13 protein-coding genes are annotated in these 13,861 nt (G+C 62.6%); 1 reads left to right on the top strand and 12 read right to left on the bottom strand.

Translation table 11 applies throughout. The annotated features are described in order from the left end of the window. Positions 1 to 108 precede the first annotated feature (108 nt). Positions 109 to 1,683: a TolB family protein gene (locus ADN01_RS19600; protein WP_075070962.1), complete on the top strand. Its 1,575-nt coding sequence runs from the start codon at positions 109 to 111 to the stop codon at positions 1,681 to 1,683. Positions 1,684 to 2,103: 420 nt separating this feature from the next. On the opposite strand, the gene ADN01_RS04605 is transcribed toward ADN01_RS19600, so the two are convergent. From ADN01_RS04605 to ADN01_RS04550, 12 genes are all read right to left on the bottom strand, one after another. Beyond that, positions 2,104 to 2,982, bottom strand: coding sequence for an energy-coupling factor transporter transmembrane component T family protein (locus tag ADN01_RS04605; protein WP_062419986.1), 879 nt, complete (start codon positions 2,980 to 2,982; stop codon positions 2,104 to 2,106). 65 nt (positions 2,983 to 3,047) lie between these two features. Then, positions 3,048 to 3,980 (bottom strand): ECF transporter S component, encoded by a 933-nt coding sequence (locus ADN01_RS04600; RefSeq protein WP_062419987.1) that lies wholly within the window; start codon positions 3,978 to 3,980, stop codon positions 3,048 to 3,050. Between the two features lie 50 nt (positions 3,981 to 4,030). After that, the gene (locus tag ADN01_RS04595; RefSeq protein ID WP_062419988.1) at positions 4,031 to 5,671 is read right to left on the bottom strand and encodes an ABC transporter ATP-binding protein; all 1,641 of its coding nucleotides are present in this window, start codon (positions 5,669 to 5,671) and stop codon (positions 4,031 to 4,033) included. Between the two features lie 27 nt (positions 5,672 to 5,698). After that, a complete protein-coding gene (locus ADN01_RS04590) occupies positions 5,699 to 6,505 on the bottom strand; it encodes an SAM hydrolase/SAM-dependent halogenase family protein (protein ID WP_062419989.1) in 807 nt (268 codons plus the stop codon). Positions 6,506 to 6,608: 103 nt separating this feature from the next. After that, positions 6,609 to 7,139: a CRISPR-associated protein Cas4 gene (gene cas4 / locus ADN01_RS04585; protein ID WP_113918809.1), complete on the bottom strand. Its 531-nt coding sequence runs from the start codon at positions 7,137 to 7,139 to the stop codon at positions 6,609 to 6,611. Then, positions 7,136 to 7,375 (bottom strand): hypothetical protein, encoded by a 240-nt coding sequence (locus ADN01_RS04580; RefSeq protein WP_062419990.1) that lies wholly within the window; start codon positions 7,373 to 7,375, stop codon positions 7,136 to 7,138. The genes cas4 and ADN01_RS04580 overlap by 4 nt, the downstream gene beginning before the upstream one ends. Beyond that, positions 7,375 to 8,031: a translin family protein gene (locus tag ADN01_RS04575; RefSeq protein ID WP_236690965.1), complete on the bottom strand. Its 657-nt coding sequence runs from the start codon at positions 8,029 to 8,031 to the stop codon at positions 7,375 to 7,377. The genes ADN01_RS04580 and ADN01_RS04575 overlap by 1 nt, the downstream gene beginning before the upstream one ends. Then, the gene (locus tag ADN01_RS04570; protein WP_201778633.1) at positions 8,028 to 8,378 is read right to left on the bottom strand and encodes a DUF3467 domain-containing protein; all 351 of its coding nucleotides are present in this window, start codon (positions 8,376 to 8,378) and stop codon (positions 8,028 to 8,030) included. The genes ADN01_RS04575 and ADN01_RS04570 overlap by 4 nt, the downstream gene beginning before the upstream one ends. Continuing rightward, the gene (locus ADN01_RS04565) at positions 8,362 to 8,796 is read right to left on the bottom strand and encodes a single-stranded DNA-binding protein (protein WP_062419992.1); all 435 of its coding nucleotides are present in this window, start codon (positions 8,794 to 8,796) and stop codon (positions 8,362 to 8,364) included. Before ADN01_RS04565 ends, ADN01_RS04570 begins: the two co-directional genes overlap by 17 nt. 74 nt (positions 8,797 to 8,870) lie before the next feature. Further along, positions 8,871 to 9,704, bottom strand: coding sequence for a hypothetical protein (locus ADN01_RS04560; RefSeq protein ID WP_075070961.1), 834 nt, complete (start codon positions 9,702 to 9,704; stop codon positions 8,871 to 8,873). Beyond that, on the bottom strand, positions 9,701 to 10,996 hold the full coding sequence (locus tag ADN01_RS04555; RefSeq protein ID WP_062419995.1) for an adenylosuccinate synthase: 1,296 nt from the start codon (positions 10,994 to 10,996) through the stop codon (positions 9,701 to 9,703). Before ADN01_RS04555 ends, ADN01_RS04560 begins: the two co-directional genes overlap by 4 nt. Before the next feature lie 243 nt (positions 10,997 to 11,239). Next, positions 11,240 to 13,654 (bottom strand): endonuclease MutS2, encoded by a 2,415-nt coding sequence (locus tag ADN01_RS04550; protein WP_075070960.1) that lies wholly within the window; start codon positions 13,652 to 13,654, stop codon positions 11,240 to 11,242. Between the last annotated feature and the right edge of the window lie 207 nt (positions 13,655 to 13,861).

Here is a 13,861-nt window from a genome sequence, read left to right as displayed (position 1 = left end):
TTTCTCGCCGGGCCGCCGCGGCAAAAGTGGAGGGCGTGATCTGGCGCCGATTTGCGTTATAATCGTCTCAGGCAAGCCGTTCAACTTGCCCTTCACAGGCGCGCAGGTATGGAACCCGAAGCACAACCCGAAATTGCCCCCTCCGAAGAAACCCCCACCCCGGCCAAGTTCACCTGGACCCGCAAACGCGCCGCCCTGTTGGCGGGCGGGCTGTTGGTGATGATCCTGTTCAGCCTGGTGATGTGCCTCCTGGCTGTGCGCCTGGTGAGCGGCGCGCTGAAGAAACCCTCCGCCACGCTCACGACCACCCTGACAGAAACGGTAACCGGCGCAGTGGAAGAGACCCCCACCCCCGAAAGCACGGGTGAAGGGGCGGTATCGGAAACGCCGGGACGCTACACGCGCATGGCCATGACCCTCACCGCCGAAGCCGGCGGCGGGGAAGAAAACCCCACCATCCCCCCCGGCACGCCCCGCCCGGCGATGACCATTACCCCCGGCTCGTTGACGCCAGGAACTCCCGGCACGCCCGCGCTGATCACCCCCATGCGCAGCGCCACAGCCACCTTCTACATCCGCTACTTCCCCACCAACACACCCTTCATCTTCCGCACCTACACGCGCGTGCCCACCCGCACCATCACGCGCACGCCCACCACCACCCTCACCCGCACGGTGACGGCCACCCCCACCCAAACCGTGACCCCCACGGTCACCCACACCGGCGCGGTCAACAACGGCACGCCCACCCCCACCTCTACCGCCACCGCGACCCCCACCGTCACCTCCACGCCCACGCCCACCGTCACACGCACCCCCCTGGCTGACCGCATTGCCTTCAGCGCGGATGACAACGCCGACGGCTGGCTGGATCTTTTGATCATGCCGCCCGACGGCAGTTCCTCTTCGGTGATCGTGCGCAAAGGCAGCGATTCGCTGATGAACGACTGGTCGCCGGACGGACAGTGGCTGCTGTTTGAATCGCGGCGCGGCGACCCGCCCACCACGCAGCTTTATCTGGTGCGCAGCGACGGAACCTACGAGCGTCTGCTGGCCAACCTGCCCCCTGGCGAGAACACACAGGCGTCCTTCTCCCCTTCGGGCAATTGGATTGTCTTCCGCAATGAAAACGCCGGGCAGGCCGATCTGTACGCGGTGCGCTTTGACGGCCTGGGCAGCGCGGTGAAGCTGACGGATGACGCCGCCAATGACCGCCAGCCGGATTGGTCGCCGGACGGCAGCAAGATCGTGTTTGCGTCCAACCGCGACGGCCAGCCGGATTTGTACACCCTGGATGTGATCCCCATTCTCTCCGGCGGGGCCGTCACCCCGCCCACCCGCCTCACCAATAATCTGGTGGAAGAGACCAACCCCCATTTCTCTCCGGTGAACAGCAGTGTGCTGATCTTCGCGGGTTTCGACCCCACCGCGGCCACGCCCAACTGGGAAATTTACCTGGGGACCATTTTAGGCCCCGGCTCCGGCATCGCCGCCATGAATCTCAGCAATTCCCTGGGGGCCGATATGGAACCGGCCTGGTCGCCCAACGGCGCGCGGATTGTGTTTACCAGCAACCGCGACAGCGTGGAGATGGAGATTTTCACCATGAACGCGGACGGCAGCCTTCCGGCGGTGATCCCCAACGCCAAGACCCGCGAATTCCGCCCCAACTGGCTGTATTAGCCTACCCGGCGTGCAGACCGCGTCCATAGAAATAAATACACTTTGCGCCCTTCGCGTCTCCGCGGTTCACAGACACGTTCTTCCGCAAAGTAGCGAAGGACGCCAAGAAGGCGAATACCCCCCCACCCATCTTTGCGTCCTTGGCGCCTCCGCGGTTCGAATATTTGTTTCTTCACCGCCAAACGAAGGACGCCAAGAGGGCGGTTAAACCAACGGCCGGCCATGCGGTGCGTTCGATAAAGCAGCACCTCAGGTACGGGCACGGGCGCGCTTTGCCCGTGCCCAACGTCCTGAAAACATGCGGTGCGTTCGATAAAGCCGAACGGCACCCTACCCGGCGCGCGATAAAAAAATGCGCTCGATGAACCCGAGCGCACCTTATCCCATCGTCCTTATAAGCCAAGCGAAGCCATCTCTCCCCTACAAAATCCCCACCGCCAGATCCAACAGCGGCTGCGGAACCCAGAACTTCCCAAAACCCCACATCGAAAGCGCAATCGAAACCATCAGCACCAACACGCCAAACGCCATCAAGGCGTAATCGCGGCGGCGGTAATGCAGCTGATCCAGCCAGGTGCGCGGGCCCACCCCAAAGGCGCGCAGATCCATCGCATCAATGATATCCTCGCTGCCGATGATCGAGTGAATGGTGACCGGCACCACCAGCGGGGCCAACTTGCGAATTTGCGCCGCCAGCCCGCCGCTCAGCTTCTCCAGCTCATAGCCGCGGGCGCGCTGCGCATCCATCGTCTGCGTAAAATCACGCCCCAGGGTGGGGATGAAGCGCATGGTTAAATCCATGCCGTAGGCAATCTTATCCGGCAGCCCCAGCCCGCGGAAGGTGACGCCGTACAGGCCGGGGTTGAGCGAATACGGGATCAAAATGGTCATGCTGGCAATGCTGAACACGCGCAGCAGCATACTGATGCTGAACATCGTCCGTTCCGCGGTGATATTGAGGGTCGGCGTCCAGCCGAAAATGGCAAAGGGCGCGCGCAGCGCACGCAGCAAATGTTCGCTTTGATACAGCTCCATGCCGCCGCGTCCGGTGAGAAAGGTCAGAAAAGAGAAAAACAGAATAAATCCGCCAATGAAGATCCAGGCGCGGCTCATCTCTTTCCAGGTGATGCCCGAAGTGAACACCGTGATGAGAGCCAGGCCCAGGAAGAAAGTCAGGTAGCGCAAATCCCAAAAGAACAACGTGGACGCCAGAAAACAGGCGAAGAAAATGAGCCAGGCTCGCGGATCAAAGCTCTGGATGAGCGATTTTCGTTTTCGGTAGCGCCAGGTCACCAGCATGGTTCAGCCTTTCTTGGCGGGCACGGCTGCCAGAAAAGCAGCCGTGCCCTGGGTGTTCAATCCAATTAGCGTCCGGATTGACGCTGCACTGCCTCGTACGCCACCACCAGGATCGGAACCAGGATGGCCGCAAAGAGCATGTTAGGGCCAGCCGAGGGCAGGAATTCACCCACAATGGCCACTGCGGGTGAGAACCCGTTGATCCAGATGTCCGAAATGGCAGCAAAACCGATGCCGACAAAATTGCCCAGCATGGCCCAGGTCACCGCCGCGGCGATGTTGATGTTCTTGTTGAAGGCAAAGCGCACCACCAGCACCAGCACAAAGCCGATGACCGCCGAGAGGCCCGCAAAGAGGGAGATGGTCTGATCGCCGAAGATGTTGTTTTCGGGATCGAAGAAGGTCATGTTGGCAACCGTGGGGTTGAGGAAGTACACAATGGTGGCCAGCGCCGCCAGCACAGCCGAAACGATCAATACGGTGTTGATGCTCTTCTTCTTGTCGGAGAACAGCCACACCAAACCAGCGATCATGCCCACCAGGCCGTTACCCACCGACCACTGCGGCGACAGGCCAAAGCCGGTCAGGGCATCGCCAAACATGTTGCCCACCGCACCGGTGAACAGACCCACCACCGGGCCGAAGGCGTAGCCGAAAAACATGGGGATGGCGATCGCCGGGCGCAGCGCCACCTGGCTAACCGAAGGCACCGCAAAGACCGTTCCGTTGAACAAATAGGAGAAGATGGCATACAGCGCCGCACCGATGGCCATATAGACCACTTCGCGGGTTCCCACTTCCCACATGCGGTGTTCGCGGGTGGCATAGTACACCACAAAGGCGATCAGCAGGCCGACGGCCACAAACACGAAGCGCAGCAGGGCCGTTTCGTCCAGCTTGAGGCTCTCGTTGAACAGCGGACCGATCAGCGCCACAGCGGCGAAGAAGGCCAGCACTGCCACCAACGAAAGGACAACCGAAATCAACTTCTTATTCATGTATAACTCCTCCGGTTCGACAAAACAGATGCCCGCCAGGATGCAGCGGGTTAAACGGTGGGGCGCAGCGCGTGCGCCAATGCTTCTGCACGCAGCAGCCGTCCAGTTTGGGGGAAATGCTTGAGGTTTTCTTCCAATAATGACGTCGGCACCAGACGGTTACCGCGCAGCAGCTCCGCATCCGCCAAAACCTCCTGCGGCGGCCCATCCCGCACCACCGTGCCCTGGTTCACCAGCAGCACGCGGTTGGCGTAGATCACCGCCATGTCAATATCGTGGGTGATGAATAAAATGGCCTCAAAGCTGGGCATTTGCACAATGGCATCCATGAAGTCCATGTAATTCTTATAATCCTGCCCGGCAGTGGGTTCATCCATCACCAAAATGCGCGAACGCATGGCCAAAATGGCGGCGATGCTGACCCGTTTTTGCTGGCCAAAAGACAGCGCCAGGGGCGGGTTCTTTTCGTAGCCGGTCAGATGGACAATCTCCAGGGCCTCGCGCACCTCGGCTTCAATCTGCTCAGGGGCATGGTGCATATTGGTGGGACCAAAGGCCAGCTCATCCTGAACCGAAGGGGCAAAGAGCATGTGGCTGGGGCTTTGGAACACATACCCCAGGGTATTGGCAATCTGCGCCACGCTCAGCTCGTGGGTGTCGCGCCCGTCCACCAACACCCGCCCCACCTTGGGTTTGAGCAGGCCGATGGCGTGCTTCACCAGGGTGGTCTTGCCCGCGCCGTTGGGGCCTAGGACAGCGATGATGTCGCCGCGGCGGATATCCAGATTGATGCCCTTCAGCACGCGCACTTCGTCGTCATAGCCAAAGCCCACGTTTTCAAAGCGCACCAGCGGGGCCGAGGGCTGCTCGGCAGCCGTGCGGAAGCGTTCGGGCTGGGGCGTCACCGGCGCGGGGGGCGGGTCGGCGGCAGCGCGTTCCATCACCATCGGCGCGGGCAGCTTGATGTGATGATAGTCCACCGCCTCAGTCATGCCGCTCAGCGGGCCGAGATAACGAATTTCGCCGTCTTTCAGGAACATCACCCGGTCGGGGTGCATGTGGATCACATCTTCCACGCGGTGTTCCACCATGAGCACCGTCATGCCCTCATCCGCCAGCTGACGCACAATGGCCAGGGTTTCGCGAGCGCTGGCCGGATCCAGACTGGCCAGGGGTTCATCCAGGAGCAGAATGGAGGGCTTCATGGCCAAAACCCCCGCCAGGGCCACTTTTTGCTTTTCACCGCCGGAAAGGTAGAAGGTCTCGCGGTCGCGCAGGGCCAAAATGCCCAGCCGCTTCAGGGCGTCTTCCGCCGCGGCAACAATCTCAGGGCGAGATAGGCCCAGGTTTTCCAACCCAAAGGCCACCTCATTGAGCACACGCGTGCCCAAAATCTGGCGTTCGGGGTCCTGCAGCACGGTGCCCACCACCTGCGAAATGCGCGAAAGCGGCGCGCGGGTGTATTCCTGGCCGTGGAGCAGGATACGGCCGGAGAGTTCGCCCTTATAACTGCGCGGGATGAGACCGTTGATTGCGCGGGCCAGAGTGGTTTTTCCGCATCCGCTGCTGCCGGCAATCAGCAGCAGTTCACCCGGCTGCACCGAAAAAGACATCGAGCGAATAGCCCAGTCCTCACGGCTGCGGTAGCGAAAGGAAAGATCTTCAACGACCAGGGGGAGTTCATTGGGCATAATCGGGGTGCGTTCCTCCATTTCAAGTTAACCCGCGGTGCTGCTGCGGGTTACGATCACTTCCAAAGAGTCGCCAACCACCGCGTTTAAATACTCGGCGGCGCTGCCGTTCACCTGACACACGCTCAGATACCCGGAGCTGTCCATCAAGGCCACCAGTTCCCCGGGTTTGCCGTCGCCAAAGGCGCGCGAAAGGCGCGGGATGGTGTGGCGAGCCACGCGCACCTGCACGCTGCTCATCCCCGCCAGGTGGCGGGTGCGCAAATTGACCGCCAGGTTGCCGAAGCGGTCAATATGGATGATCTGCGCCCGCCAGCCGCCGTCAATGGGCTGGGGCAGGGGCAGTTCCAGGCGCAGAGGGTCTTGAATGGGGGTGCCCAGCTCTTCCAGCGGAACGCCGCGGGCCAAATGCGCCCCCACCGGCGCAAAGATATCGCGTCCGTGGAACACATTGCTCGGCTCTGCCAGCCAAAAGCGCGGGCGGTTGAGATGGACGATTTTCACAGGGCGTTGGCCGCGTTCTGCGGCCTGGATCAAGAGCGTGAACAGGCCGTTATCCGGCCCGACCAGGGTTTGATCCCCCAGCTGCGCGGCGATGGGACGGCGAGAGGTGCCCACGCCGGGGTCCACCACCGCCACGTGCACGCTCCCCGCGGGGAAATAGGGCACGCTGCGTTCCAGGGTCAGGGCGCCTTCCAATATCTGCTGCGGACGGACTTCGTGGGTGATATCCACCAGGGTGGTCTGCGGGGCAATCCGCAGGATGACGCCCTTCATGATGCCCACATAGCCGTCCTGCAGACCAAAGTCGGTCAGCAGGGTCAAGATGCTCATGAAACCTCAGAAGTGCTTGGAATTTACCAATATGGATCTATTATGACATGCCCAACAAAGACCGTCAAGCTTACCCCCTCTTGAAAACCATCGAAACATGTCCTTACAGGCGCTGATCGCAGATGGAGCGGTAGCCGCAGCGCGCGCAGCGGGCCGGGTCTTCGTGCGAACGCTCCGCCGCGCCGCGCCGTTCGGCCAGGCGCATCTCCGCCAGCAGATCCAGCAGGCGGGTTTCCAAATCCTCAGTGTAGGGAATGGACAGGGTGCGGTTGCGGTAGTGCAAAAACCCGTGGGCGGGCCGCACCCCGGTCTTTTTTTCCACCAGCAGGCAGTAGGCCGCCAGTTGGTAGAGGTGGCTGTCGTAGGGAACCGGCGGCGCCCAGCTGCTTTTGACCTCCACCGGCGTCAGGCGGCCGTTTTCGTCCACCACGTAATCGGGGCGGCCCGTCAGGCCCAGCAGCGAATCGAACAGGGGCTTTTCCACCTCGCGCCACAGACCCGTATCGGAATAGACCACCTTGCCCACCGGCAGACCGGTTTGGCGTTGGCGGCGGGCGGCCTGGATGAAGAACACCACGGCCGCCGCCAGCAGCGCCGCCGCCAGAACGAACACCCCAATCACGCCCGCGCTCACCGCAGCACCAGAAGCGTCAGCCCCACCGCCGCCAGCACTAGCGCCAGCAGCAAAGCCGCCCAGGCCCCCAGGCGCAGCATCTGCGCCTGTAAGACCTTGCGTCCGTGTTCATGGTGAAAAGCCGTACCGCCCTGCAGTTCGGCCTGGTTTTGCGAGCGAATGCCCTGCAGTTGGTACCACCAGGCGCGGCGGCAGTATAAAAACGAACCCAATTCCGAAGCGCGCAGCGTGCGCATTAACCCTCGCCCGACAGGCGTTCCAGCACGGCATCCAGAGAGCGCTTGAGCAAATCCTGGCGCAGGCTGACGGTCAGATCGGCGCGGGTGCGCTCCACAATGCCGCGCACCAAATCCGTCTGGCGGCGCAGCCCGTTGGTGATGGCGTCCGCGTAATCCAGCGTCACCAGCACGGTGTAGATCTCATCCATGCAGTACAGCAGCCGTTCCGCCTGTTCGGAATAGCCCTGGCGCAGAATGTCCATGCAGCGCCGGCGCAGTTCCCCCGGCACCTCGGCCAGGCCGTTGTAATAGGTGGCCACCTCCACCCCCAGCTCTTCGGGCGCGGGCAGGGCCTGTTGGCGAATGAGGGCGCAGGTGATGCTGGCCTCCACAAATTCTTTGATGGCGTCCTGGGTGTAGCCCGCGTAGTACAGGCTGGGAAAAGGCTCCAGACTGCGCTTCATGGTTTCCACCAGAGCGCGCGCCTGCGACAGCAGTTCCTCGGCCAGATCGCTCTCATCGCGGTGAATGGCGCGGATGGTGTTGGCGGCGTGGCGGGTGAGCTGGCGGGCGTTGGTCAAAGCCTCATCCCGCGCCCGGCTGCGGGCCTCAAAATCCTGGTGGGCGCGCTCGGTGATCTCACTCAAACGCTGCATTTCATCAAAACCGCTCATGGTTTGTCTCCCTCGGGGGGCTGCGGCGGGTGAATGGAGCCAAACAAATCACCCGCCAGGGATTTTTCCCCCGGCAGATGAATGGGGCCGAAAGCCGCCTCATAGCGCGCCAGATTTTCGGCCAACGCACGCAAAAAGAGCTTGGCGCCGGTGGGCGACATCAACAGACGCGCGGCCACCGGCGGCACACCGATCCCAGGCAGCATGCGCGCAAAATCCAGCACCAGTTCCGCGGGGGAATGCGTGATGCGCACCAGGTTGACATATTCAGGCTGTAAATCCGGCGACAGACGCATCATCTGCGGAGGCTCCGCCGGATCGGGGGCCGGATTAGAAGGGGATGTCATCTTCACCCACCATCATATCGCCCGCATCTTCTCCGCCGCCCGCATAGGAACCACCGCCTTCGGCGCTTTCCGTGCGCGAGGAGAGGAAGCGCACCGTTGAAGCGGTAACTTCATAAGAGGTGCCCTGGCGGCCGTCTTTGCCGGTCCAAATGCGCGGGGCGCCCGTGGCGGGGTCAGGGGTCAGGCGGCCTTCCACCAGCACCTTGCTGCCCTTGCGCAGGTAATTGTTGCACACTTCGGCCATCTTGCCCCACACCGAAATGCGGAACCAGGTGGTCTCTTTGACCTTGCCTTCTTTGCCCGTGTATTCGCGGCTGGTCGCCACAGAAAAGCTGGTCACCGGTTCGCCGCTGGGGGTATAACGCATCTCAGGGTCGCGCCCTAAATTTCCAACAAGAATAACGGTTTGAAAAGCCATGGTTTGGGTTTCCTTTCGCTGATCAAGTTAGGTTCGGATCCAATCGTCTTCTCACGGAAGGTATAGTCTTTTTTTCAACTGCCCTTTTGCTTGGGCCGCTCCGTGGGGGTAGGGGTGGGTGGGGGAAGGGTGGGCTGAACCGTCAGACTGCGCACCTCCAACTGTGTGAAATTAACCGAAACGGGCGAATCCGCCGCGGTGCGCGCGTACACGCCCAGGGTGCCGCCGCGCCAGACCGGGTCGCTGACGCTGAACTGGTACACATCGTTGGCAAACACCCGTATTTCTGTATTATAGGCCCAAATTCCCAGGCGGACACTGCCCGGGGCGCCCGGAGGCACCTGGCCGGAGGGGGTCCAATCCTGCAAAGGCACGGCCTGACCGTTGCGGATGCGCTCCATGCGCAGCTGCCCGTCGCACGAGGCCAGCAGGCGGTAGCCGTTGAACGGCCCCGAAGCCCGCACCAGCAGCCCGTAGGCGTCGGCCCCGCGGCACAAATTGGCGCTGGCGGTCAGCTCCAGATAAAAATTCTCGTAGCTCAAATCCTCGCGCATGCTGATCAGGCTGGTTTTGGGACCAGGGATGGCTAGGGTCAGCTCTTCTTTGCCGTAGGCGATGCTGCCCAGGGTGGTGGCGCGGGTTTGCCAGCCGCTGGGCGCGGTGAAGGTGTCGGTCGCCAGCACCTCTCCCAGCCCGGGGCGTTGATCGGGGGTGGGCATCACCTCCTGCGTGGGGATGGGCGTGGGCGTATCCGTGGGCGGGAACCACACCACCGTGGGAGAGGCCGTCAGACTGGGCTGCGGGGTCAGGGTGGGCAGCGGCTCGGGCGGCTGCGGCGTCAAACTGCAGGCCGCCAACAGCCCCAGGCCCATCACCACCACCCCGCGGAACCACAAACGCGTTTTCACTGGGATAAATCCACGACCTGATCGCGCTCTGGCCCCACCGAAACCTGACGCACCATCACGCCGGAAATTTCCTCTATACGGCGGATATACAGCTTGGCCGCCGGGGGCAGATCCGACCAGGTGCGGGCCGCGGTGAGGTCTTCCTTCCAGCCCGGCAGGGTCTCGTACACGGGTTCAAAGGCCTCCAGATCCGCCAGCCCCATGGGCAGGTTTTCGTAGGTTTGGCCGTGGGCGCGGTAACCCACGCACAGTTTCAGTTCAGGCAGGCCGGAGAGCACATCCAGCTTGGTGAGCACCAATTCGGTGGCGCCGTTAATGCGCACCGTGTAGCGCAGCAGCACCCCATCCAGCCAGCCCACGCGGCGCGGGCGGCCCGTGGTGGTGCCAAATTCGTCCCAGGGTTGGGCGCCGGTGCCGCGCAGGGCCTCGGCGGTAGCATCCGTCAGCTCGGTGGGGAAAGGCCCCGACCCCACACGGGTCTGGAAAGCCTTGGTCACGCCGATGACGCGCTCCACGGGGGTGATGCCGATGCCCAGTCCGGGCATGGCCGCCAGCGCGGTGGTGGTGGAGCTGGTGACGAAGGGGTAGGTGCCCCAGTCCAGGTCGAGCAGCGACCCCTGGGCGCCTTCGGCCAGCACCCGCAGCCCGTCGTGCAGGGCGCTTTCCACCACAGCGCCCACATCGCAGATATGGTCGCGCAGCTGGTCGGCATAGCCCAGATATTCGGCAGCCACGGCCTGCGCGTCCAGCGGCTGGGCGTGGTAAAGCTGGGTCAGGCGGGCGTTGACCTCTTCCACATGCTGGATCAGTTTTTGTCGGAAGGTTTCGGGGGTGAGCATGTCTTGCATGCGCAGCCCGCGGCGGGCGGCGCGCTCGGTGTAGGCCGGGCCAATGCCGCGGCCGGTAGTGCCAATTTTGCCAGCGCCCAAAGCGGCTTCCTGGGCGGCATCCAGCGCACGGTGGGCGGGGGTGATGATGTGGGCCGCATGAGAAATGCGCAGGCGCTGCGCATCCACACGCAGGCCGCTCGCGTACAGCGAGGCCATCTCCTGCAGCAGCGTGGCGGGGTTAATCACCATGCCGCCGCCCATCACGCCCATCGTGTGGGGGTGAATCATACCGGAGGGAATCAGATGCAGCTTAAAGGTCTGCGCGCCGACCGTCACCGTATGGCCAGCGTTATCCCCGCCGTTAAAGCGGGCAGCGATATCCGATTCGGCAGCCAGCAAGTCTACGATACGGCCCTTGCCCTCATCTCCCCACTGCATGCCAATCACAATATGAAGCGGCATCTTTCCTCCTTTAGTTCCCGGATCTGCGGTTCGGTCAGCCGGTTCCAGCCCGGCCAGATCAGTTTAATTATAACGCTTTGGGGACAGAGTGCGTTTCTTGCAGGAAAATCATACCCAAAGCGGCGGTCAGACCGGCGAGGTGCGAAAAGTGCCGCACTGCGAGGACCGTCGTTAATAGATTAGCAAATCTGTTCTAAACTGTCAAGGGGGAATTTTCGCAAAAACTTGGTGAGTTTCGCCGCTTCAATCTTCTTTCATGTGGGCCACGGTCACACCGTCGCCGCCTTCGCTCTCCTGGCCGGTTTCAAAGCGGGCCACATAGCTGGAGGCCTGCAAGGCCTCGCGCACCACCTGGCGCAGCCGCCCTGTGCCTTTGCCGTGGATGATGCGCACGAAGGGCATGCCGGTCATATAGGCATTGTCAATATAGGTTTGCAGCATCTCCAAGGCGTCCTCAGCGCGCTGCCCACGCAGGTCCAACTCCATGCCCGGGGAAGGCAAGGGTGGGGTGGGCACACGGCCGCTGCTGGGGGCCGCCGGGGGCCGCGGCGCGCCGCGGCCGGCCGTGGGGCTGGGGGGCGCCGGGGGGGTATCGCCGCTGCGCTGGATGTCGCTCAGGCGCGTGCGCAACCGCAGCGCGCCCAACTGCACCTCCACATCCGACTCGCTGACCGCCGTGACCACCCCGTCCATTTGCAGGGCGCGCAGGCGCACCTTTTCGCCAATGCGCAGCGGCTGGCGCGAACTGACGGTTTCTGTCACCACGGTCTGGCGTTCCACCGGCTTCTGCACGCTGTCTTCCAGGTCGGTCAGTTTGCGCTGAAGGGGTTTCAGGGCTTCGAGAGGTTGGCGCGCGCGGTTCAGTTGGCGGCGCAAATCGTCCATCTCGCGGCGCAGAGCTTCCACTTCTTTTTCGGCCTCGCGCCGGGTTTTTTCCAGAATTTTCAGGCGTTCATCTTCAATCTGCTCGCGCTGCTGCTGCAGTTCCGAGCGCAGCCGCTCTGCGTCGCCGCGCGATTTTTCCGCGGCCGTGCGCGCCTGGCGGGCCAGATCGCGCTGCTGGTGGATTTCGTCCAGCAAATCCTCGGTGCGCAAATCCTCCGGGTTCAGCTGACCGCGGGCCTCCAGCAGCACACGCTCCGGCAGCCCCAGCCGCTCGGCGATCAACAGGGCGTTGGAACGCCCCGGCAGCCCCAGGGTGAGGTGATAGGTGGGGCGCAGGGTCTGAAGGTCAAATTCCATGCTGGCGTTCACCACCCCCGGTGTGCTGTGGGCGAAGGATTTCAGTTCCGGGTAGTGGGTGGCCACCAGGCAGGGCACGCGCTTCTGCACCAGATCCGACAGCAGCGCCCGCGCCAGGGCCGCGCCTTCCTGCGGGTCGGTGCCCGCGCCCAGTTCGTCCAGCAGCACCAGCGTGCCCGGGCCGGCCAGCCCTAAAATGCGCACAATGTTGGTGATGTGGCCGGAAAAGGTGGAAAGCGACTGCTCAATGGACTGTTCATCGCCGATGTCGGCGAAAATATCTGCAAAGATCGAGAGGGCCGACCCGGATTGGGCGGGGATATGCAGGCCGGATTGGGCCATGAGGGCCAGCAGCCCCACGGTTTTTAGCGTGACGGTTTTGCCGCCGGTGTTGGGGCCGGTGATGACCACGGCGAAGGTCTGCTCGTTGAGGTCCACATCAATGGAGACCACTTTTTTGGCGTCCAGCAGGGGGTGGCGCGCCTGAAAGAGGCGCAGCGTGGTGCCGGGGTGGTCGCGGCGCGGTTTGGATGCGTTCAGCACCGGTTCCGAGGCGCGCAGGTCGTCGGCATATTTGGCGCACATCAGCGCCAAATCCATCTCGGCCAGCGCGCCCAGCACGATCTCAATCTCCCGCGCCTGACGACCGATCTGCGCGGAGATATCCGCCAAAATACGGCGCACCTCGTCGCGCTCGGCCAGCTGCATCTCGTGCAGTTTGTTGTTCAGCTCCACCGTGACCAGCGGCTCCACAAACAGGGTCGCGCCCGAAGCGGACTGATCGTGGATGATGGAGCGCACCCGTCCCTTAAATTCCGCCCGCAAAGGCAGCACATAGCGGCCGTTGCGCTGGGTGATGATGCCTTCCTGCAGCATGGGGGAGACGTTGGGGTCGTTGAGCATGCGCTCCAGGCGGCTCATCAGGCGTTCGTAAGAAATTTTCAGTTCGCGCCGGATAGTGGACAGCCGGTCGGAGGCCGAATCTAAAACATCTCCGCGGTCGGAGATGGATTGGGTAATGATGTCAATAATTCCGCTGGGGGGCGGTAGGCCCAGGGCCACCTCGGCCAGATGTGGGCATTCGGCGGCATGGCGCTCAAAGGTGCGGGCCATGTTGCGGGCGGCCGTCAGGGTGTTTTTTACATCCAGCAGGTCGCTGCCTTCCAAAACACCGGCGCGGCGGGCCAGATCTACCAAGGCGCGAATATCACGCGCCCCGCCCACGCTGAAATCCACGTTGATGCTCAACAGGCGGCGGGCCTCGCTGGTGCGGGCCTGGCGTTTCAGAGCTTCTTCCAGATCGCTCGTCGGGCGTAAGGCGCGTGCCATCTCTGCGGAAATGCTGAATGCAGCGTAAGCAGCCAGCCGTTCCAGCACCTTTGGAAATTCCAGAGTGACCAGCGTCTTCTCGTCCATTACGAAGTCAGTTTACCACAGGTTGATTTAAGGGCATAGCAAAGGCAAGTGGGATGTCAGAGGTTTGTAAGCCTTCTTGTGAAAAACTACCCAAATGGCCAGGTTTTTCCTGGCCACGTGGGGGAAGGAATTGAAACCCACCCGGCGGGCGACAGCCGCGGGGCGGCATGGTATACTTTTGCCTGCAAGATCACCTGGAGAATCGCA

Source organism: Levilinea saccharolytica, from assembly GCF_001306035.1.
Lineage (GTDB): Bacteria > Chloroflexota > Anaerolineae > Anaerolineales > Anaerolineaceae > Levilinea > Levilinea saccharolytica.
The sequence above is the reverse complement of the archived record's forward strand: the minus strand, read 5'-3'. Positions and strand labels throughout refer to the sequence as shown.